This is a genomic window from Nocardia exalbida NBRC 100660, from assembly GCF_000308575.1.
GTDB lineage: Bacteria > Actinomycetota > Actinomycetes > Mycobacteriales > Mycobacteriaceae > Nocardia > Nocardia exalbida.
On sequence record NZ_BAFZ01000048.1, the window covers coordinates 13,746 to 32,867 of the forward strand.

The 19,122-nt window shown below is 70.0% G+C and carries 22 protein-coding genes; 16 read left to right on the forward strand and 6 right to left on the reverse strand.

Annotated features, from left to right (window positions below; genetic code table 11):
- Window positions 1-59 precede the first annotated feature (59 nt).
- The 5 genes from priA to hisI are packed head-to-tail and all read left to right on the forward strand — an operon-like array spanning window position 60 to window position 3,774.
- Window positions 60-791 carry a bifunctional 1-(5-phosphoribosyl)-5-((5-phosphoribosylamino)methylideneamino)imidazole-4-carboxamide isomerase/phosphoribosylanthranilate isomerase PriA gene (gene priA, locus ON29_RS10535; protein WP_040866023.1) on the forward strand — a complete coding sequence of 244 codons (732 nt, stop codon included), beginning with the start codon at window positions 60-62 and terminating at the stop codon, window positions 789-791.
- Window positions 788-1,603 carry an inositol monophosphatase family protein gene (locus tag ON29_RS10540; protein ID WP_040866024.1) on the forward strand — a complete coding sequence of 272 codons (816 nt, stop codon included), beginning with the start codon at window positions 788-790 and terminating at the stop codon, window positions 1,601-1,603. Before priA ends, ON29_RS10540 begins: the two co-directional genes overlap by 4 nt.
- 4 nt (window positions 1,604-1,607) lie before the next feature.
- Complete coding sequence (gene hisF / locus ON29_RS10545; RefSeq protein WP_040866025.1) at window positions 1,608-2,381, forward strand: imidazole glycerol phosphate synthase subunit HisF; 774 nt, start codon at window positions 1,608-1,610, stop codon at window positions 2,379-2,381.
- A 59-nt stretch (window positions 2,382-2,440) separates the two neighbouring features.
- Entirely contained in the window at window positions 2,441-3,385 is a 945-nt protein-coding gene (locus ON29_RS10550; RefSeq protein WP_040866026.1) for a TIGR03564 family F420-dependent LLM class oxidoreductase, read from the forward strand.
- Between the two features lie 41 nt (window positions 3,386-3,426).
- Window positions 3,427-3,774, forward strand: a complete 348-nt coding sequence (gene hisI / locus ON29_RS10555) for a phosphoribosyl-AMP cyclohydrolase (protein ID WP_040866027.1) — start codon at window positions 3,427-3,429, stop codon at window positions 3,772-3,774.
- A 12-nt stretch (window positions 3,775-3,786) separates the two neighbouring features.
- Here hisI and ON29_RS10560 read toward each other — a convergent pair whose 3' ends face one another.
- From ON29_RS10560 to ON29_RS10575, 4 genes are all read right to left on the reverse strand, one after another.
- Window positions 3,787-4,302 (reverse strand): MarR family winged helix-turn-helix transcriptional regulator, encoded by a 516-nt coding sequence (locus ON29_RS10560; protein ID WP_051175071.1) that lies wholly within the window; start codon window positions 4,300-4,302, stop codon window positions 3,787-3,789.
- A gap of 144 nt (window positions 4,303-4,446) precedes the next feature.
- Window positions 4,447-5,001 carry a hypothetical protein gene (locus ON29_RS10565; protein WP_040866028.1) on the reverse strand — a complete coding sequence of 185 codons (555 nt, stop codon included), beginning with the start codon at window positions 4,999-5,001 and terminating at the stop codon, window positions 4,447-4,449.
- 63 nt (window positions 5,002-5,064) lie between these two features.
- Window positions 5,065-5,520 carry a peroxiredoxin gene (locus ON29_RS10570; RefSeq protein ID WP_040866029.1) on the reverse strand — a complete coding sequence of 152 codons (456 nt, stop codon included), beginning with the start codon at window positions 5,518-5,520 and terminating at the stop codon, window positions 5,065-5,067.
- A gap of 152 nt (window positions 5,521-5,672) precedes the next feature.
- Entirely contained in the window at window positions 5,673-5,984 is a 312-nt protein-coding gene (locus ON29_RS10575) for a hypothetical protein (RefSeq protein ID WP_040866030.1), read from the reverse strand.
- A 188-nt stretch (window positions 5,985-6,172) separates the two neighbouring features.
- On the opposite strand from ON29_RS10575, the gene ON29_RS10580 reads away from it, so the two are divergent.
- The 11 genes from ON29_RS10580 (at window position 6,173) to ON29_RS10630 (ending at window position 17,873) form a co-directional block, all read left to right on the forward strand.
- Complete coding sequence (locus tag ON29_RS10580) at window positions 6,173-7,732, forward strand: anthranilate synthase component I (protein WP_040866031.1); 1,560 nt, start codon at window positions 6,173-6,175, stop codon at window positions 7,730-7,732.
- Entirely contained in the window at window positions 7,729-8,553 is an 825-nt protein-coding gene (locus tag ON29_RS10585; protein WP_083863350.1) for a TIGR02234 family membrane protein, read from the forward strand. Before ON29_RS10580 ends, ON29_RS10585 begins: the two co-directional genes overlap by 4 nt.
- A 183-nt stretch (window positions 8,554-8,736) precedes the next feature.
- Entirely contained in the window at window positions 8,737-9,555 is an 819-nt protein-coding gene (trpC, locus tag ON29_RS10590; RefSeq protein ID WP_040866032.1) for an indole-3-glycerol phosphate synthase TrpC, read from the forward strand.
- A 5-nt stretch (window positions 9,556-9,560) separates the two neighbouring features.
- Window positions 9,561-10,820, forward strand: a complete 1,260-nt coding sequence (trpB, locus tag ON29_RS10595; RefSeq protein WP_373283862.1) for a tryptophan synthase subunit beta — start codon at window positions 9,561-9,563, stop codon at window positions 10,818-10,820.
- Window positions 10,817-11,617, forward strand: coding sequence for a tryptophan synthase subunit alpha (trpA, locus tag ON29_RS10600; protein ID WP_040866034.1), 801 nt, complete (start codon window positions 10,817-10,819; stop codon window positions 11,615-11,617). Before trpB ends, trpA begins: the two co-directional genes overlap by 4 nt.
- Before the next feature lie 283 nt (window positions 11,618-11,900).
- Window positions 11,901-13,049, forward strand: a complete 1,149-nt coding sequence (gene lgt, locus ON29_RS10605) for a prolipoprotein diacylglyceryl transferase (RefSeq protein ID WP_245548895.1) — start codon at window positions 11,901-11,903, stop codon at window positions 13,047-13,049.
- Between the two features lie 241 nt (window positions 13,050-13,290).
- Window positions 13,291-13,824 carry a TM2 domain-containing protein gene (locus ON29_RS10610; protein WP_040866035.1) on the forward strand — a complete coding sequence of 178 codons (534 nt, stop codon included), beginning with the start codon at window positions 13,291-13,293 and terminating at the stop codon, window positions 13,822-13,824.
- 179 nt (window positions 13,825-14,003) lie between these two features.
- Window positions 14,004-14,756 carry an amino acid ABC transporter substrate-binding protein gene (locus ON29_RS10615; protein WP_040866036.1) on the forward strand — a complete coding sequence of 251 codons (753 nt, stop codon included), beginning with the start codon at window positions 14,004-14,006 and terminating at the stop codon, window positions 14,754-14,756.
- Window positions 14,757-14,768: 12 nt separating this feature from the next.
- Complete coding sequence (locus tag ON29_RS10620; RefSeq protein WP_040866037.1) at window positions 14,769-15,437, forward strand: amino acid ABC transporter permease; 669 nt, start codon at window positions 14,769-14,771, stop codon at window positions 15,435-15,437.
- 103 nt (window positions 15,438-15,540) lie between these two features.
- Complete coding sequence (pyk, locus tag ON29_RS10625) at window positions 15,541-16,959, forward strand: pyruvate kinase (RefSeq protein ID WP_174371804.1); 1,419 nt, start codon at window positions 15,541-15,543, stop codon at window positions 16,957-16,959.
- Between the two features lie 95 nt (window positions 16,960-17,054).
- Window positions 17,055-17,873 carry an acyl-CoA thioesterase gene (locus ON29_RS10630; protein WP_245548901.1) on the forward strand — a complete coding sequence of 273 codons (819 nt, stop codon included), beginning with the start codon at window positions 17,055-17,057 and terminating at the stop codon, window positions 17,871-17,873.
- On the opposite strand, the gene ON29_RS10635 is transcribed toward ON29_RS10630, so the two are convergent.
- Window positions 17,870-18,454, reverse strand: coding sequence for a hypothetical protein (locus tag ON29_RS10635; RefSeq protein ID WP_245548896.1), 585 nt, complete (start codon window positions 18,452-18,454; stop codon window positions 17,870-17,872). The genes ON29_RS10630 and ON29_RS10635 overlap by 4 nt on opposite strands.
- Complete coding sequence (locus tag ON29_RS10640) at window positions 18,451-19,071, reverse strand: arsenate reductase/protein-tyrosine-phosphatase family protein (RefSeq protein ID WP_040866039.1); 621 nt, start codon at window positions 19,069-19,071, stop codon at window positions 18,451-18,453. The genes ON29_RS10635 and ON29_RS10640 overlap by 4 nt, the downstream gene beginning before the upstream one ends.
- Window positions 19,072-19,122: the final 51 nt, after the last annotated feature.

Here is a 19,122-nt window from a genome sequence, read left to right on the forward strand (position 1 = left end):
CGTCCCATCCGCCCAGGCCCTGCACTCGGACGCGGCCGGGTAACCACTAGGCTGCTCTCGTGAGTCTTGTGCTGCTACCCGCCGTCGATGTCGCCAACGGAGAGGCTGTGCGCCTCGTGCAAGGAGAGGCCGGCAGCGAAACCAGCTACGGCTCGCCTCGCGAGGCGGCGCTGGCCTGGCAGGAAGCCGGCGCGGAATGGGTGCATCTGGTCGACCTCGACGCGGCGTTCGGGCGCGGCTCGAATCGGGAACTGCTGGCGGGCGTGGTCGGTGAACTCGACGTCAAGGTGGAACTGTCCGGCGGCATCCGCGACGACGAGAGCCTCGAGGCGGCCTTGTCCACCGGCTGCGCCCGGGTGAATCTCGGCACCGCCGCGCTGGAGGACCCGGTCTGGTGCGCGAAGGCCATCGCCCGGCACGGCGAGCGCATCGCGGTCGGCCTGGACGTGCGCATCATCGAGGGCGAGTACCGGCTGCGCGGCCGCGGCTGGGTCAGCGACGGCGGCGATCTGTGGGAGGTGCTCGAGCGCCTGGAGCGCGACGGCTGCTCGCGTTACGTGGTGACCGACGTGACCAAGGACGGCACGCTCACCGGCCCGAACCTGGACCTGCTGCGCGAGGTCTGCGCGGCCACCGACGCGCCCGTCATCGCCTCCGGCGGCGTGTCCACCATCGCGGACCTGGTCGCGATCGCCGAACTCGTGCCCGACGGCGTCGAGGGGTCGATCGTCGGCAAGGCGCTCTACGCGGGCCGGTTCACCCTGCCCGAGGCGCTGGCCGCGGTGAGATGACCCGGGAACTGTCGAACCTGCTCGCGGCGGCGAGCGAGGTCCTGGATTCGGTGTGTTCGCGGTTCGTCGAGGGTATCGGCGCGCCGAGCGCGGTCGAGAAGGGCCGCAACGATTTCGCCACGGAACTCGACCTGGAGCTGGAGCGCACCGTCTCCGCCGAGTTGCTGCGCCGCACCGGCATCGAGGTGCACGGCGAGGAGTTCGGCGGACCGCAGCTCGCCACCGGCACCGCGTGGGTGCTCGACCCGATCGACGGCACGTTCAACTACTCCTCCGGGCATCCGCTCTCGGGCATGCTGCTCGCGCTGGTCCGCGACGGGGAACCGGTGCTGGGACTGACCTGGCTGCCGCTGCTCGGCCGCCGCTACGCCGCCATGGCCGGGGGCCCCGTGCTGCTGGACGGGCAGCCGCTGCCGCCGCTTCCGCACGGGAAACTCTCCGAGGCCATGATCGGTTTCGGCGCGTTCAACGTGGACGCGCACGGCCGCATTCCCGGACAATTCCGCTTCGACCTGCTCGGACCGCTGAGCAGGCTGTCCTCCCGGGTGCGCATGCACGGCTCGACCGGCATCGATCTGGCGTTCACGGCCTCCGGCGTGCTCGGCGGCGCGATCGTGTTCGGGCACCACCCCTGGGACAACGCGGCGGGCGTCGCCTTGGTGCGCGCGGCGGGCGGCGTGGTCACCGACCTGGTGGGCAGGCCGTGGACCATCTCCTCCGGCTCCGTGCTCGCGGCCGCGCCCGGCGTGCACGAGGAACTGCTCGACATGATCTGCACGGTCGCCGACCCGGCGGCCGCGGAGGAAGGGTGAGGCAATGACGTTGGCCGTACGGGTGATCCCGTGTCTGGACGTCGACGCGGGGCGGGTGGTCAAGGGCGTCAACTTCGAGAACCTGCGCGACGCGGGCGATCCCGTCGAACTGGCCGCCCTCTACGACGCGCAGGGCGCCGACGAGCTGACCTTCCTCGACGTGACCGCCTCCACCGGTGACCGCGGCACGATGATCGACGTGGTGACCCGCACCGCCGAGCAGATCTTCATCCCGCTCACCGTCGGCGGCGGGGTGCGCACGGTCGAGGACGTGGACCGCCTGCTGCGCGCGGGCGCGGACAAGGTCTCGGTGAACACCGCCGCGATCGCGCGGCCGGAGGTGCTGCGCGAGATGTCCGAGCGCTTCGGCTCCCAGTGCATCGTGCTGTCGGTGGACGCGCGCACCGTGCCGGACGGGCAGCCGGAGACGCCCTCCGGCTGGGAGGTCACCACGCACGGCGGCAAACGCGGCACCGGCATCGACGCTGTCGAATGGGCGGCGCGCGGCGCCGAACTCGGCGTCGGCGAGATCCTGCTCAACTCCATGGACGCCGACGGAACCAAGGCCGGTTTCGACCTGCCGATGATCCGCGCCGTGCGGGAGGCGGTGACGGTCCCGGTGATCGCCAGCGGGGGCGCGGGCACGGTCGAGCACTTCGCCCCGGCCGTGCACGCGGGCGCCGACGCCGTGCTCGCGGCCAGCGTGTTCCACTTCGGCGATCTCACCATCGGCCAGGTCAAGGATTCGATGCGGGCGGAGAAGATCGTCATCCGGTAGTAGTCGGCGGAAATCCGCCGAGGCGGAAGGCGCTTCGCGGCAGCACGGTTGCATCGGGGATGAGCATCGGAATCGCGCTGTCCCCGTTCGCCCTCGACGCCACGGGCAATGCCGTGGACGCGGCGGTGTCACTGGGTACGACGGCGGCCGCCGCCGGTTTGTCGTCGCTGTGGTTCGGCCAGACGTTCACCCATGACGCCATCGCGCTGGCCGGGATCGTCGGCCGCGCCGTGCCCGGACTCGCGGTCGGCACCTCCGCCGTGCCGATCACGGCGCGTCATCCGCTGCTGATCTCCGGGCAGGCGCAGACCGCGCAGGCGGCCACCGGCGGCCGGTTCACCCTCGGACTCGGCCTCGGCGCGGAATCCTTCGCGGCCCCCGTGTTCGGCGGATCCTTCGACCGGCCGATCACCCGGCTGCGCGAGTTCCTCACCGCGCTACGCACCGTGCTGCACACCGGCACGGTCGATTTCCACGGCGAGACGCTCACCGCCGCCGCGCCGCTGACCGCCGCGGTGGCCGGGGCGCGTCCACCCGTGCCGCTCCTGGTGGCCGCCATGGGACCGCAGGCGCTGCGCGTCACCGGTGAGCTGGCCGACGGCACCCTGCCCTTCCTGGTCGGCCCCGAGGCGCTGGCCGAGCACATCGTCGCGCCGTTCACCGCCGCCGCCGAGCGGGGGGGCCGGCCCGCGCCACGGGTCACCGTCCTGGTCCCCGGCGTGGTCACCGCCGACCTGGACACCGCGCGCGCGGCGGCCGCCGCCCAGACGGCGTTCTACGACGACATCCCGTCCTATGCCCGGGTGATCGAGCTGTCCGGGGCGGCGCGGGCGGCGGAACTCGTGGTGATCGGTGACGAGGAGCTGATCGCGGCCCGGGTCGCGGAGTACTTCGCGGCGGGCGCGACGGAGGTGGTCTTCTCGCAGACCGATCTGACCACCCCGGAGGACCAGCGGCGCACCTGGGAGGTGCTCGGCGAACTCCAGCGCTCCCGGCTGTGCTGACCGCGTACTCCGCGCCACGACGCCCCTGTTATAACGGTGCCATGAGTCTCGATCCCGCTATCGCCGCCCGTCTCAAGCGCAACCACGCCGGGCTGGTCTCGGCCGTCGCGCAGGAACGCGCCACCGGTGACGTGCTGATGGTCGCGTGGATGGACGACGAGGCGCTGGCGCGCACGCTGGAAACCCGTAAGGCGACGTACTATTCGCGCTCCCGTCAGCAGTACTGGGTCAAAGGGGAGACTTCCGGCCACACCCAGTACGTGCACGAAGTGCGGCTCGACTGTGACGGCGATACGATCCTGCTGGTCGTCGATCAAGAGGGGGCGGCCTGCCACACCGGCACGCACACCTGCTTCGACTCGGATGTGCTCCTGGCCCCGCGATCCTGAGCAGGCGCCGGGCTAGCCGCCGTTCGGGCGTCGGTCGTCCGTCGCCGGGGTGAGTCCGCCGAGCTGGTCGAGTTGGTCGAGCGCGTCGACGAGCCGCTCGGCCAGCAGTTCCCCCAGTTCGGCGACCTGGGCCTTCTGCGCGTCGTCCAAGCCGTCGAAGACCAGGTGCCGCACGGCCGCCAGATAGCCCGGCGCGGCCTCGACCACCTTCAGATACCCGTCGTCGGTGAGCACGGCGTGCACACCGCGCCGTCCCGCCGTCGCCGAGCGCTGCGCCCAGCCCATCCGTTCCAGCTTGGAAACCACGTGTGACAAGCGCGATAGCGATGCATTTGCCTTGTGGGCAAGCTCACTCATCTGCAATCGGTGGCCCGGTTCCTCCGACAACAGGGTCAGTACCCAGTACTCGAAATGCGTCACGCCGGACTCGCGCTGGAGCTGGGTGTCCAGAGCCCCTGGCAGTCGCGTCATCAACGCCACGATCGCACGCCAAGCGCGTTGTTCGACCGGGTCGAGCCACTTCGTCACTGTGTGCCTTCTTTCAAGCCAAGTGACGTGGTTTTGTTCGTTGTCCTAGTGATTGTCGAGAAGCTTGTGCACAGTCACCCGCGACAACGAGTTTGCCACGACTTCGCTCGACCGTCATAAAGATGCCGCATGACGTGAGTTCACTCACACGCCGCTCGCGGGCGTCTCCTCTGCCTTCGGTCGGCGCGGGTGCGTGCGCCGCCACCGGCGCAGCAGCAACAGCGCTACCGCGAGCAGGAGCAGCAGTGCCGCGACGACGGCACCGGTGAGCGCGGCACCACGGAAGGCGGGCGCGTCGACATCCAGGATCCGTTCGCCCGCGTGGGCGGCGCTGCTGTTGCCGAGCACGATGGTCAGCGTCATCAGGTTGGGCAGCGCGAACAGGATGGCGACGACCCCGGCCGCACCGGCGAGAAACTTGCCGGCCTTGCGCCGCCACACCAGCACGGCGAACAGCAGCAGGAAAAGGGTGACGAGGGTGCAGATCCCGCCGAAGAACAGGCCCCAGCCGATGCCCTTGGCGAAACTACCGTGCACCATCGACCCCACCCGCTGTGCCCACCAGCGCGGGATGAACGCGGACAGGATGAAGTAGAGAACGACGAGGACGGCCAGCAGCACGGCGCCGCCGATGATCCGGGTGCGCCAGACCGCTGCGGTGGGTTTGCCCTCGCCGGGCTGGACCTCGGTCGAAGTCATGGATCCAGCCTAGGCCGCACCGCCGCCCGGCAACGGCTGCGCGGCCGCGGCGCGCCGCGCGGACTACCTGGTGCGCAGGTAGTTCAGGGCTTCGTCGGCGTGCACCGCGGCGCGCAACTCGCCGGTAATGATCTTGCGAACGGTGCGGTCCGTGTCGATGACGAACGTTTGCCGCTTCACCGGCGCGAGTTTGCCGAGCAGTCCGCGCTTCACGCCGAACTTCGCCGAGACGGCGCCGTCGGCGTCGGAGAGCAACGGATAACCGAGACGCTGCTTGTCGGCGAATCCGGCCTGGGTGTCCACGTTGTCGGTGCTGATGCCGACGCAGGTGGCGCCGAGCGCGGCGAACTCGGCGGCGAGGTCACGGAAATGACAGGCCTCGGCCGTGCACACGGGCGTATTGGCGGCGGGATAGAAGAAGAGGACCAGGGGGCCGTCCGCCAGCAGCGCGTCGAGCGAGCGGGGGGTGCCGGACTGATCGGGAAGCTCGAAAGCGGGGGCGAGCTGTCCTTGCTGCATGTCGAAAGCCTACCGGGCGCTTGGTCGAATCGGGTATCCCGCTTTCCGGCGACGGCGGTCGGGAAACCGCGCTCCGTTGCTCGTGCCCGTCGAAGCGCCGTCCGCGCTCCGATCGCCGCGCCGGTGGCCGGGCACGAGCCGAGGTGTGGCGGCTACGCGCCGATGAGCGCTGCCACCTCAGGGTTCTTGATCGCCATCACATCGAGGATGCCATGGGCTCGCAGGAACGGCCGAAGCTCTTTGATGCGGTGGCTGTGGACGGCGTATTCGTCGGGAAAACGGTTCTTGTCCAGGGACTCCAGTGCTTTGACGTAGGTGACGAAGGACGCGAGCGCGTTGCTCGGAGCACCCTGGGGGTAGGCCGGATGGCCGGTGGCCCCTGGGTGCGGGGCGTGCGGGCGCGGGACGCTGTGGTTCGGAATGTGCCGAGGACCCTCGGGCGCTACCGATTGCGAGGGGTACATCAGTTGTCTCCTCTCGAGATGGATACCGCATGCGACGTGGAACGCCGCGAGTGTAGTGAGCGCCGCCACACCTCCGGCGGCCGCGTGAGAACCGGACGGTCGACCTGATTTGTCGCGTTTGTCGCGTCCGGCCCCGTGTCACCGGCACCGCTCACCGGTCGATCGGCCCGGCCTGGGATGATGAGTGCATGCCAGGCGCGTCCACTCCCACCACCACGACCCGTGAACAGTTCCATCAACTGGCCGCGGAGCACCGGGTGGTCCCGGTGACCCGAAAGGTCTTGGCGGACTCCGAGACTCCGCTGTCGGCCTACCGCAAACTCGCGGCCGACCGGGCGGGCACCTTCTTGTTCGAGTCCGCGGAGAACGGCCGGTCGTGGTCGCGCTGGTCGTTCATCGGCGCGGGGAGCCCGTCGGCGCTGACCGTGGTGGACGGCGAGGCGGCCTGGCTGGGCAGCGTCCCGGCCGACGCGCCCTCCGGCGGCGATCCGCTGGTCGCGCTGCGCGAGACGCTGGAGTTGCTGCGCACCGAGCGCTTGCCCGGACTGCCGCCGCTGACCGGCGGCATGGTCGGGTACCTCGGCTACGACGCGGTGCGCCGGATCGAGCGGCTGCCCAGCCTGGCGCTGGACGACTTGCGGCTGCCGGAGATGGTCCTGCTGCTCGCCACCGACCTGGCCGCGTTCGACCACCACGAGGGCGCCATCACGCTGATCGCCAACGCGGTCAACTGGAACGGCACCGCCGAGCGCGTCGACGAGGCCTACGACGACGCGGTGGCCCGGCTGGACCGGATGACCGCCGCACTCGGCGCGCCCGCCGAATCCACCGTGTCGGTCTTCGACCAGCCCGAGCCGCGGTACCGGCGCAGGCGCACCACCGAGGAGTTCGGGGCGGGCGTGCGCCGCCTGGTCAAGGAGATCGAGGCGGGCGAGGCGTTCCAGGTGGTGCTGTCCCAGCGTTTCGAGATGGACTACGACGGGTCGCCGATCGACCTGTATCGGATGCTGCGCGCGTCCAATCCCAGCCCGTACATGTATCTGCTGCACGTCCCGGACGGCCAGGGCGGCACCGCGTTCTCCATCGTCGGCTCCAGCCCGGAATCGCTGGTCACCGTGAAAGACGGTGTGGCGACGACCCATCCGATCGCGGGCACCCGCTGGCGGGGCGGCACCGAGGAGGAGGACCTGCTGCTGGAGAAGGGTCTGCTCGCCGACGAGAAGGAGAACGCCGAGCACCTCATGCTCGTCGACCTCGGCCGCAACGACCTGGGCCGGGTGTGCGAGCCGGGCACCGTGCGGGTCACCGAGTACCGGCACATCGAGCGCTACAGCCACGTCATGCACCTGGTGTCGACGGTCTCGGGCCGGTTGGCGCCCGGCCGGATCGCGCTGGACGCGGTGCGGGCGTGCTTCCCGGCGGGCACCCTGTCCGGTGCGCCCAAGGTGCGCGCGATGGAACTGATCGAGGAACTCGAACCGACCCGGCGCGGCGTCTACGGCGGCGTCGTCGGGTACCTGGACTTCGCCGGTGACGCCGATACCGCCATCGCCATCCGCACCGCGCTGCTGAAGGACGGCACGGCCTACGTGCAGGCGGGCGCGGGCGTGGTCGCGGACTCGAATCCGGAATACGAGGACGTGGAGTCGCGTAACAAGGCGATGGCGGTGCTGAAGGCGGTCGCGGCGGCCGGAACGGTGCGGGCCTACGGCACGGAGCCGGATGCGGCGGACGGCGGATCGCTATGACAGCTGCCCATCCCGAAGACGAACCCGGCACGGCGCGGGAGTCCGCCCCGGAGACCGGCGGGCCGGAAGCCGGTCCAGCCGCGGCGGATTCCGCCGCACGCACCGAGCCGCCGGACACCGGAAGCGACTCGCGCCGGAGATACCCCGTGGCCCCGGTCGCGTTGCTCGCCGTCGCCGCCGCCGCGCTGTGGGCGTCGTCCAGGATGACCTGGGTGACCGTCAGCTCTTCCGACGGCCTCACCCAGCCCCGCACCGATCATCTCGAGGGCGGGGTGTGGTTCGGCGCGCTCACGCCGCTGGCACTCGTGCTGCTCGCCTCGATCGCGGCCGTGCTGGCCACCAGGGGCTGGTTGCGCCGCGTGGTCGGCGTGCTGATCGCGTTGGTCGCGGCGGTGGCCGCGGTGCCCGCGTTCGCGCTGCTGACCGATTCCGGCAAGATCGCCGAGCGGGCCGCGACACTCGCCGAGCTCCCGGCGCGCGCCCAGGTGGAGACGGCGATCACGTCGGGGTTCCCGGCCGTGCTCGCGCTGCTCGGCGCGCTCGCCGCGTTCGGCGCCGGCGCGCTGCTGGCCCGGATGCCCGCCGAGGCGGCACGGATGTCCGGCAAGTACGACAACCCGGTCTTCCGGCGCGCCGACGCCACCGCGGAGGTCGCGCAGCGGCGCGCGCAATCCACGGACGATGTGTCCTCGCCCCAGCTGTCCGAGCGCGTGCTGTGGGACGCGCTGGACGCCGGGACCGACCCGACCGACGAGCCCGCTGCCGGGCCGTCGGGCCCGGAGGACACGAAGCACGGTGAGGCGGACCGACGTGGCCGCTGAGCTGTTCCCGCCCGGCGGGTGTGGCGGGTACCACCTTGCGCGGAGCCCTTCCGCGTGGTTGAACCCGAGCCCCGGCGCATCCGCGCCCGGTAGGTCCATTTATTCTTTGTCAGCATCGGTGAGACAGCGCCTGGGGGGATTCTCAGGTAGCAAGTCCGTCTCCCCAGAAAGGATTCGAGCCAGATGACGGTACTCGACTCGATTCTCGACGGGGTCCGCGCGGATGTGGCCGCTCGGGAAGCCCTTCTCGACTTCCAGGCGGTCAAGGCGGCCGCCGCGGCCGCGCCCGCGCCGCTGGACGCCCGCGCGGCGCTGCTCGAGGACGGCATCGGCGTGATCGCCGAGGTCAAGCGGGCAAGCCCGTCCAAGGGCGAGCTGGCGGACATCCCGGACCCGGCGAGCCTGGCCAAGTCCTACGAGGACGGCGGCGCGCGGATCATCAGCGTGCTCACCGAGGGCCGCCGCTTCCACGGGTCGCTCGACGACCTGGACGCGGTCCGCGCCACGGTGAACATCCCGATCCTGCGCAAGGACTTCGTCGTCGGCCCCTACCAGATCCACGAGGCGCGCGCGCACGGCGCGGACGTCATCCTGCTGATCGTCGCGGCACTGGAGCAGGACGTGCTGTCCTCCCTGATCGACCGCACCGAGTCGCTCGGCATGACCGCGCTGGTCGAGGTGCACACCGAGGAGGAGGCCGACCGCGCGCTGGAGGCGGGCGCGTCGGTGATCGGTGTGAACGCCCGCAACCTCAAGACGCTCGAGGTCGACCGCGACGTGTTCGCGCGGATCGCGCCCGGACTGCCCACCGAGGTGATCCGGATCGCGGAATCCGGCATCCGCGGCACCGCCGACCTGCTGGCCTACGCGGGCGCGGGCGCGGACGCCGTTCTCGTCGGCGAGGGCTTGGTGACCAGTGGCGACCCCCGCGCGGCGGTCTCGGAACTGGTGACCGCGGGCACCCACCCGTCCTGCCCGAAGCCCGCACGGCGGGGCCGGTGACCGGCGTGGCAGCGGTACCACAGGCCAGTGACGGCGTCGCCCAGCGCAGTGGCCACGAGCCGGATGTGGGCGGACACTTCGGCGTCTACGGCGGCAGGCACGTCCCCGAGGCCCTGATGGCAGTCATCGAGGAGGTGACCGCCGAATACGAGAAGTCCCGGATCGACGAGTCCTTCCTCAACGAGCTGGACCGGTTGCAGCGTGACTACACCGGGCGCCCGTCGCCGGTGTTCGAGTGCACGCGCCTGGCCGAGCACGCGGGCGGCGCGCGCATCCTGCTCAAGCGCGAAGACCTGAACCACACCGGCTCGCACAAGATCAACAACGTGCTCGGCCAGGCGCTGCTCGCCAAGCGGATGGGCAAGACCAGGGTGATCGCGGAGACCGGCGCGGGCCAGCACGGCGTCGCCACGGCGACCGCCTGCGCGCTGCTCGGCCTGGACTGCGTCGTCTACATGGGCGCGGTCGACACCGCCCGCCAGGCGCTGAACGTGGCGCGCATGCGCCTGCTCGGTGCCGAGGTGATCTCGGTGACCTCCGGTTCGCAGACCCTCAAGGACGCCATCAACGAGGCGCTGCGCGACTGGGTGACCAACGCCGACGACACCTACTACTGCTTCGGCACCGCCGCGGGCCCGCACCCGTTCCCGATGCTGGTGCGCGATTTCCAGCGCATCATCGGCATGGAGGCTCGCGCCCAGGTGCAGGCCGCCACCGGCGGGCTGCCCGACGCGGTCGTCGCCTGCGTCGGCGGCGGATCCAATGCCATCGGCATCTTCCACGCGTTCCTCGACGACGCCGGCGTCCGGCTGATCGGCTACGAAGCGGCCGGTGACGGCGTCGACACCGGCAGGCATGCGGCCACCTTCACCGGCGGCACGCCGGGAGCGTTCCAGGGCGCCTACTCGTACCTGCTGCAGGACGAGGACGGCCAGACCATCGAGTCGCATTCGATCTCGGCGGGCCTGGACTATCCGGGTGTCGGCCCGGAGCACGCCTACCTCAAGGACGTGGGCCGCGCCGAGTACCGGCCGATCACCGACACCGAGGCGATGGACGCGCTGCTGCTGCTCAGCCGCACCGAGGGCATCATCCCCGCGATCGAGTCGGCGCACGCGGTGGCCGGCGCGCTGCAACTGGGCAAGGAACTCGGCCCCGGCGCGGTCATCCTGGTGAACCTCTCGGGCCGCGGTGACAAGGACATGGACACGGCAGCGCGGTGGTTCGGGCTGTTCGACGACGAGTCGAAGGAGGAGGGCCGGTGAGCCAGCAGTCCCGCTTGGCGAACACCTTCGCCGCCTGCCGCGCCGAAGGCCGCGCGGCGCTGATCGGCTACCTGCCCGCCGGCTACCCCGATCTGGCCGGTTCGATCGAGGTCGTGCGCGCCATGGTCGACGCCGGATGCGACATCGTCGAGGTCGGCGTCGCCTACTCCGATCCGGTGATGGACGGCCCGACCATCCAGGCCGCCGCCGAGCAGGCACTGCGCGGCGGCGTGCGGGTGCGCGACGTGTTCACGGTGGTCGAGGCGATCACCGGCGCGGGCGGCAAGGCCGTCGTGATGAGCTACTGGAACCCCGTGCTCCAGTACGGCGTGGATCGCTTCGCGCGGGATCTGGCCGCCGCGGGCGGCGCGGGCATCATCACCCCGAACCTGATTCCGGAGGAGGCCGACGACTGGTTCGTCGCCTCGTCCACGCACAACCTGGACCGCATCTTCCTGGTCGCGCCGTCGTCCACCGAGGAGCGCCTGGTGAAAACGCTCGAGGCCAGCCGCGGCTTCGTCTACGCGGCCTCGACCATGGGCGTCACCGGCGCGCGGGACGTGGTGTCCTCGGCCGCGCCCGCCCTGTGCGCGCGGATCCGGACGCACTCCGACATCCCGATCGGCGTCGGGCTCGGCGTCCGCTCGGGCGAGCAGGCCGCCGAGATCGCGTCCTTCGCCGATGGCGTGATCGTCGGCTCGGCGCTGGTGAGCGCGGCGGGACAGGGTCTCGATGCCGTCCGCGCACTGACGGCGGAACTCGCCGAAGGCGTGCGCTCGGCCACCGTGGCGTCCTAGGAAGGCGGTTCGGCCGGGCGGCGAAATCGGCCCGGCACCGCCGCTGTGACACGAGACCGGCGATCCCGTCCGGCGAACCGGACGCGGACGAGCCGGTGCGCCGGGTGGCGCGATTCCTGTCGAAGGACGTGCAAGTCACGGGATGCGCGCGGCTGCGCTCGCCGCGACCACGGCGGATCTCGCGGCGCTACCGGTGGGCGGGGCGTCGCGATGGCGCGCCTCACCACGACAAGGGCGGTGCGGTGGTGGCGTGGCGGCCGAGCTTCTCCGCTACGGTGACCCCGTGACGTTACGAGTCCTCGCAGACAGTGTCCTGGCCGACGGCGGCGTCAGCGGCGCCCTGCTGGCCTACATCCCCAGCCCCGCGCGGGGCGTGTGGCAGCTCGGGCCGTTCCCGCTGCGGGCCTACGCCCTGTGCATCATCCTCGGCATCGTCGTCGCGATCTGGTGGGGCGAACGGCGCTGGCGCGCACGCGGCGGGCAGCCCGGCGCGATCCTGGACGTCGCGATGTTCGCGGTGCCGTTCGGTCTGGTCGGCGGCAGGCTCTACCACGTGGCCACCGACTGGCAGAAGTACTTCGGCGCGGACGGGAATCCGGTCGACGCGCTGAAGATCTACCAGGGCGGGCTCGGCATCTGGGGCGCGGTGCTGCTCGGCGGCATCGGGGCGTGGATCGGCTGCCGGGTGTACCGGATCCCGTTGCCCGCCCTGGGCGACGCGGTCGCCCCGCCGATCCTGCTCGCCCAGGCCATCGGCAGGCTCGGCAACTACTTCAACCAGGAACTGTACGGCCGCGAGACCGACCTGCCCTGGGGCCTGGAGATCTACCGGCGGGTGGGCGACGACGGCAGGCTCGACATGATGAACGGCGCCTCCACCGGCGTGGTCGACAAGATCGTGCATCCCACCTTCCTGTACGAACTGCTGTGGAACGTGCTCGTCGTCGTGCTGCTGGTGTACGTGGACAAGCGTTTCCGGATCGGGCACGGCCGCCTGTTCGCGCTGTACGTCGCCGGCTACTGCTTCGGCCGGTTCTTCATCGAGCTGATGCGCGCCGACGAGGCGACGAAGATCGCTGGCATCCGGATCAACTCGTTCACCTCGGCCGTCGTGTTCCTTGCCGCGATCGCCTACTTCGTGTTCGCGACGAAGGGCCGCGAAACGCCCGAGCAGCTGCAACCCGGCGCGAGCCCGCGTCCGTGGCCGTGGCAGATCCGGGCCCTGCGCGCCGCCGGGGCTGCGCCCGGAAAGCCCGCGCAGACCGGCGAATCCACGACCGGCAGCGATGCACCGACCGCCGAGAGCGCGGTGTCCGATGCCGAGTCCGGCTCGACGGAGCCGGGCGGGCAGCAGGCGGGCGCGACCGACGAGTCTTCCCGGACCGCCTCGGAGAAGGCCGATTCGGGAAAGTCGGCCTCCGACAAGAATTGATCGCCCGGTACGGCCGGGACGCCGAAGGGCACGGTTCTCGACTCCGCCGGCACGGAATCGCCGCGGCGGCAACGTTCGGGCGCTCCGTCGCGATAACTGTGCGCGGGGCCGAATGCCACCGGGGCGACAACCAGGTCGATCCCCGTGACAATGGCTCGTGATCGTCGCGAAACGGCAGTTCGGCGATTCAGCAGGACCGGGGGCCGACCAGAGGGTGCCCGCACGACCGAGGAGGACCTGAGTGACCGACCCTTACCAGCAGAATCCGGAAACCGGTGGCCCGCAGTACGGCCCGCCCGGCACCGGTCCCGATCTGACCAAGCGGCTGGACGCGCAGAACCAGCCGCAGTACAGCGCCCCCTCGGACCCCTACGGCCAGCCGCAGTACAGCGCCCCGTCGGACCCCTACGGTCAGCCCCAGTACGGCCAGCCCGTCGATCCCTACGGTCAACAGCCGGGGGGCTACCCGGCGGCCCCCTATCCGGTCGGGCCGCAGGGCTACAACCCCAACGACCCGGAGGCGCCCTGGGGCCGTGACCCTTTCGGTGTACCGCTGTCGGACAAGCAGAAGCTCGTCGCCGGGCTCCTGCAAATCTTCTTGGGCAGTTTCGGCGTCGGCCGCTTCTACCTCGGATACACCGGCCTGGGTGTAGCTCAGCTGGTCGTCGGCATCCTCACCTGTTTCACCGTCGGCTGGATCTGGGGCATCGTCGACGGCGTGCTGATGCTCACCGGCAAGGTGCCGGACAGCAACGGCCGCCCGCTGCGCGACTGATCTCGGCGGAACCGGCAGGCGGGAGCGGGGTGCCCGCCTCCCGGTCGACGCGGGTGACAGCGCTGCGCAACTCTTCCGCGCACCATGATCGCGATACTGTCGCTCGCGGCGGTCCGGGCGTAGCATGACCGGATTCGCGTGCCGTGTGTGGAGCTCCACGCACCGAAGAGAGGGATTCCGTGCGCCGTAAGTTGTTCGCCGCCGCCGTGCTCGCCGTCCTCGCCGCCACCGGGTTGACCGCGTGCGGCGGCAGCGACCCGAACGTGCTGAAGGTCGGTACCGAGGGCACCTACACCCCGTTCAGCTACCAGGGCTCCGACGGCAAGCTCACCGGTTACGACGTCGAGGTGATCCAGGCGGTCGGCGACAAACTCGGCAAGAAGGTCGAATTCGTGCAGACGCCGTGGGACGCCATCTTCGCAGGCCTGGAGTCGAAGCGCTTCGATCTGGTGGCGAATCAGGTGACCGTGAACGACGAGCGCACGGCGAAATACGCGCTGTCGGCGCCCTACACCACCTCGGCGGGCGTGATCGTCACCCGCGCCGACAACAACGCCGTCACCGGGCTTGCCGACCTCGCCGGGAAGACCTGCGCGCAGTCGGCCACCAGCAACTGGAGCAAGGTCGCCACCGACGCGGGCGCGAAGGTCGAGGCCGTGGAGGGCTTCGTGCAGGCCATCCAGCTGCTCAAGAACGGCCGCGTGGACGCCACCGTCAACGACAACCTGGCCGTCGCGGAGTACACCGCGAAGACCGGTGACACCAGCGTGAAGATCGCCGCCCGGACCGGTTCGGTGAGCAAGCAGGCGTTCGCTGCGCGCAAGGGCGACGCGCTGATCACCGACGTGGACAACGCGCTGAACCAGCTGCGCGCCGACGGCACGCTGGCGAAGATCTCCGAGAAATATTTCGGCACCGACGTCAGCCGGTAGCCGACTTCGTTCATGGACGCCGCCACCCGGAATCTCATCTGGCACAACCTGTGGCCGATGCTGCAGGCCACCCTCACCAAGACCCTGCCGCTCACCGCGATCAGCTTCGCCATCGGCCTGGCGCTCGCGCTGTTCGTCGCGCTGGCCAGGATGTCGCCGGTGTGGCCACTGTCGGCGGCGGCCCGCTGCTACATCTCGATCATTCGCGGCACACCGCTGCTGGTGCAGTTGTTCATCGTGTTCTACGCGCTGCCGCAGTTCGGCATCGTGATCGATCCGTTTCCCGCCGCGGTGATCGCGTTCAGTCTCAACGTCGGCGGCTACGCGGCCGAAGTGGTGCGGGCCGCCATCCTCAGCGTCGCGGCGGGGCAGTGGGAGGCGGCGCAGGCGCTCGGCATGTCGTATCCCTTGATGCTGCGGCAGATCATCCTGCCGCAGGCCGCGCGCATCGCCGTACCGCCGCTGTCGAATACGCTGATCTCCCTGGTGAAGGACACCTCGCTGGCCTCGACCATCCTGGTGACCGAGCTGCTGCGCGTCGCCCAGCTCGCCGCCGCGCCGACGTTCGATTTCTTCGCGCTCTACGGGGTCGCGGCGCTGTACTACTGGGTGATCTGCCTGATCCTCGGGTTCGGGCAGACCCGGCTGGAAACGAGGTTGGCCCGTCATGTCGCTCGATGAGTATCTGTTTGTACCTGCCGCGAGCCTGTCGTTCATATTTTTCACCAAGGTTTCACCGTGGCCACGGCGGGACCTGCCCACCGAGCGGGACTAGGCTCTACTCGTGATGCGACGGACGAAGATTGTGTGCACGCTCGGCCCGGCCACTGCCACCGAGGACCGTATCCGCGAACTCGTCGAGAGCGGCATGGACGTGGCTCGGCTGAACTTCAGCCACGGCGAGCACAGCGACCATGCCGAGAACTACAAGAAGGTGCGTCAGGCGGCCGACCACCTCGGCCGGGCGGTCGGCATTCTCGCCGACCTGCAGGGTCCCAAGATCCGCCTGGGACGTTTCCTGGAAGGCAGAACCGTCTGGGCGACGGGCGAAGAGGTCCGCATCACCGTCGACGACGTCGACGGGACCCACGACCGCGTGTCCACCACCTACAAGGAGCTGGCGCAGGACGCCAAAGCGGGCGACCGCCTGCTGGTCGACGACGGCAAGGTGGGCCTCACCGTCACTCGCGTCGACGGTAACGACGTGGTCTGCCGGGTCACCGAGGGCGGCCCGGTCTCCAACAACAAAGGCGTCTCGCTGCCGGGCATGGACGTGTCGGTGCCCGCGCTGTCGGAGAAGGACATCGAAGACCTGGAATTCGCGCTGAAGCTCGGCGTGGACTTCATCGCCCTGTCGTTCGTGCGGTCCCCGTCCGACGTCGAGCTGGTGCACGACGTGATGGACCGGGTGGGCCGCCGGGTTCCGGTGATCGGCAAGCTGGAGAAGCCGGAGGCGATCGACAACCTGGAGGCCGTGGTGCTGGCCTTCGACGCGGTGATGGTCGCGCGCGGCGACCTCGGTGTCGAACTGCCGCTCGAGCAGGTGCCGATCGTGCAGAAGCGCGCCATCCAGATGGCCCGGGAGAACGCCAAGCCGGTCATCGTCGCCACGCAGATGCTGGAATCGATGATCGAGAACTCCCGCCCCACCCGCGCCGAGGCCTCGGATGTGGCGAACGCGGTGCTCGACGGCGCCGACGCGGTGATGCTGTCGGGCGAGACCTCGGTGGGCAAGTACCCGATCGAGACGGTGCGCACGATGGCGCGCATCGTGCACGCGGTGGAGACCGAGTCGACCAGGGTGCCGCCGCTGACCCACGTGCCGCGCACCAAGCGCGGTGTGATCTCCTACGCCGCCCGTGACATCGGCGAGCGGCTCAACGCCAAGGCGCTGGTCGCGTTCACCCAGTCGGGCGACACGGTGCGCCGCCTGGCCCGGCTGCACACTCCGCTGCCGCTGCTGGCGTTCACGCCGCTGCCGGAGGTGCGCAGTCAGCTGGCGCTGACCTGGGGCACCGAGACCTTCATCGTGCCCACGGTCGACAGCACCGACGCCATGATCCACCAGGTGGATGTAGCACTTCTGTCGATGGACCGATACCAGAAGGGTGACCTGGTGGTCATCGTCGCCGGGTCGCCGCCCGGTACCGTCGGTTCCACCAACCTGATCCACGTTCACCGAATCGGTGAGGAGGACCACTAGTGAGTGCTTCCCTGAGCAGCCCCGTCGACATCGCGGATCCACACGCGCCGCGCTCCGATCTGGATGTGCTGCTCGGCCTGCTCGATCTCGAGCAGATGGACGACGACGTGTTCGTCGGCCAGCACCCGGAGAAGGTGTGGAGCCGGACCTTCGGCGGTCAGCTCGTCTCGCAGGCCATCATCGCGGCGGGCCGGACGGTCGGTGACCGTCCGGTGCACGCCGTCAACGCGCATTTCGTGCGCGGCGGCGATGTGAAGAAGCCGATCGAGTACCGGGTGGACCGGCATCGCGACGGTCGCGCGTTCGCCAACCGCACGGTGACCGCCAGCCAGGACGGCCAGGAGCTGTTCGTGATGCTCGCCGCGTTCCAGGATTGGGGCACGGGGCTCGAGCACGCGCACGCCCAGCCGGATGTACCGGATCCGGAGACGTTGCCGCGCGTGGAGGAGAGCTTCGAAGGCTTGGAGGACAAGCTGGAGATGTTCGTCAAGGCGCCGCATCCGATCGACATGCGCTACACCAACGATCCGGCCTGGATTCTCAAGGGCACCGGGGAGCGGCTCAACCACAACCGCGTGTGGATGCGCGCGGACGGCAGGTTGCCCGACGACCCGCTGATCCATGTGGCGACGCTGGGCTATTCGTCCGACACGACGGTGCTGGACTCGATCATCACCACCCACGGGCTGTCGTGGGGTCTGGACCGCATCGTCGCGGCCACGGTCAACCACTCGATCTGGTTCCACCGCCCGTTCCGTTTCGACGAGTGGGCGCTGTACTGCACCGAGTCACCGGTAGCCGCGGGCTCTCGTGGCCTCGCGACCGGCCGCTTCTACTCCCGTAGCGGCGATCTGCTGGCCACCACGGTGCAAGAGGGACTCATCCGCCACTTCCCGCCGCGGCGTCGGGACTAGAGCAGTTCGCGGTCGCGATCGATGTCCAGATCGACGTCGGTGCGTTGCGATGCGCGAATCGAGACCGGGATCCCGCCTCCCGGCTCGGTTCGCGCCAGCCCCGAGAGGGCATGCAGCAGTTCATGTTCCAATGCGGCCATGTGGGCGTCGGTCAGCTGATCCGGTGCGCCGACCAGACTGAGCGCGATTTCGTACGTGCCGCGGTTGCCGGGAATTCCGCCGGGCGGATCCGCGCGGCAGCCGCTCTCGAGCGCCAGGTGGGCCGGGTCGTCGGCGTCGACCGGCAAGGTGAAGCGCCAGGCGAATACGTCACGGTCGGCGAGGTGGTCGTCGACCACCTCACGCACGGTGTCGACGACGCGTTCGAGTATTTCCGGTGTCACATAAACATGGAGCGAAACATCCGAAATGCGTTTCGGCATGTCTGATTCCTGTCCTGTGTCGACGCAGCAACGGCGGAGAATGGTGTCCGGCGGGAGTTTAGTGCGTCGGGGACGGAAAAGAACACAGCCGCGTGGTAACAGGTTGATACGCGGTGTATCCGGCGCGTTGCCCGGTGCGGTCGTCGCCGCGGCGGTCACCGGGTGCGCTGGGCGGCGAGGAAGGTCGCCAGTGGCGCGGGGGCGCCACCCGGGCGGATCACCAGTCCCCGGCGCTCGTCGTGGGGCCAGCGCGGCTGCTCGTGCGGGGCGAGCGCCAGTAGCAGCGGCACGAGCGCCTCGGCGATGCGATCGCCGACGTCGCAGAAAGCCTGGGCGGACAGCCCCACCGGGTCGGCGATGTTCTCCCGGCCGACCAGCGACAGGTCGTTGCGCGCGCGGTGCAATTCGGCGACCGTTCGCGCGCCGGTGACGTGCGCGATGCGGTGTGCCTCCAGCAGCGTAAAGGTGCGCGCGCCCGCGCCGAAGGCCAAGTCGATCGCGTGCTCGCGAATCTGTTCGGTCATCGTGAGGACCAGGTCGGCCTTATCGATCATCTCCGGCTTCAGGCGACGGGCCCGGAAGTTGCTCGCGTCCGCGCCGAGCCCGGTGATGGTCTGCGCGGCGAGCGGCTCGACCGGAAATCCGACCAAGGCGCGGGTGCCGGCGCTTTCGGCGGTGAGATAGGGGAGATCGTGTTCGACCGCGAGGGCGCGAGTGAGCCGCTCGGCGATCACCGACCGACAAACATTGCCGTTGCAGACGAACAGGACGTGCATACAGAACACGATAAACGGCGGGGAGACTACCAGACGGTCCCAAGTCGTTGG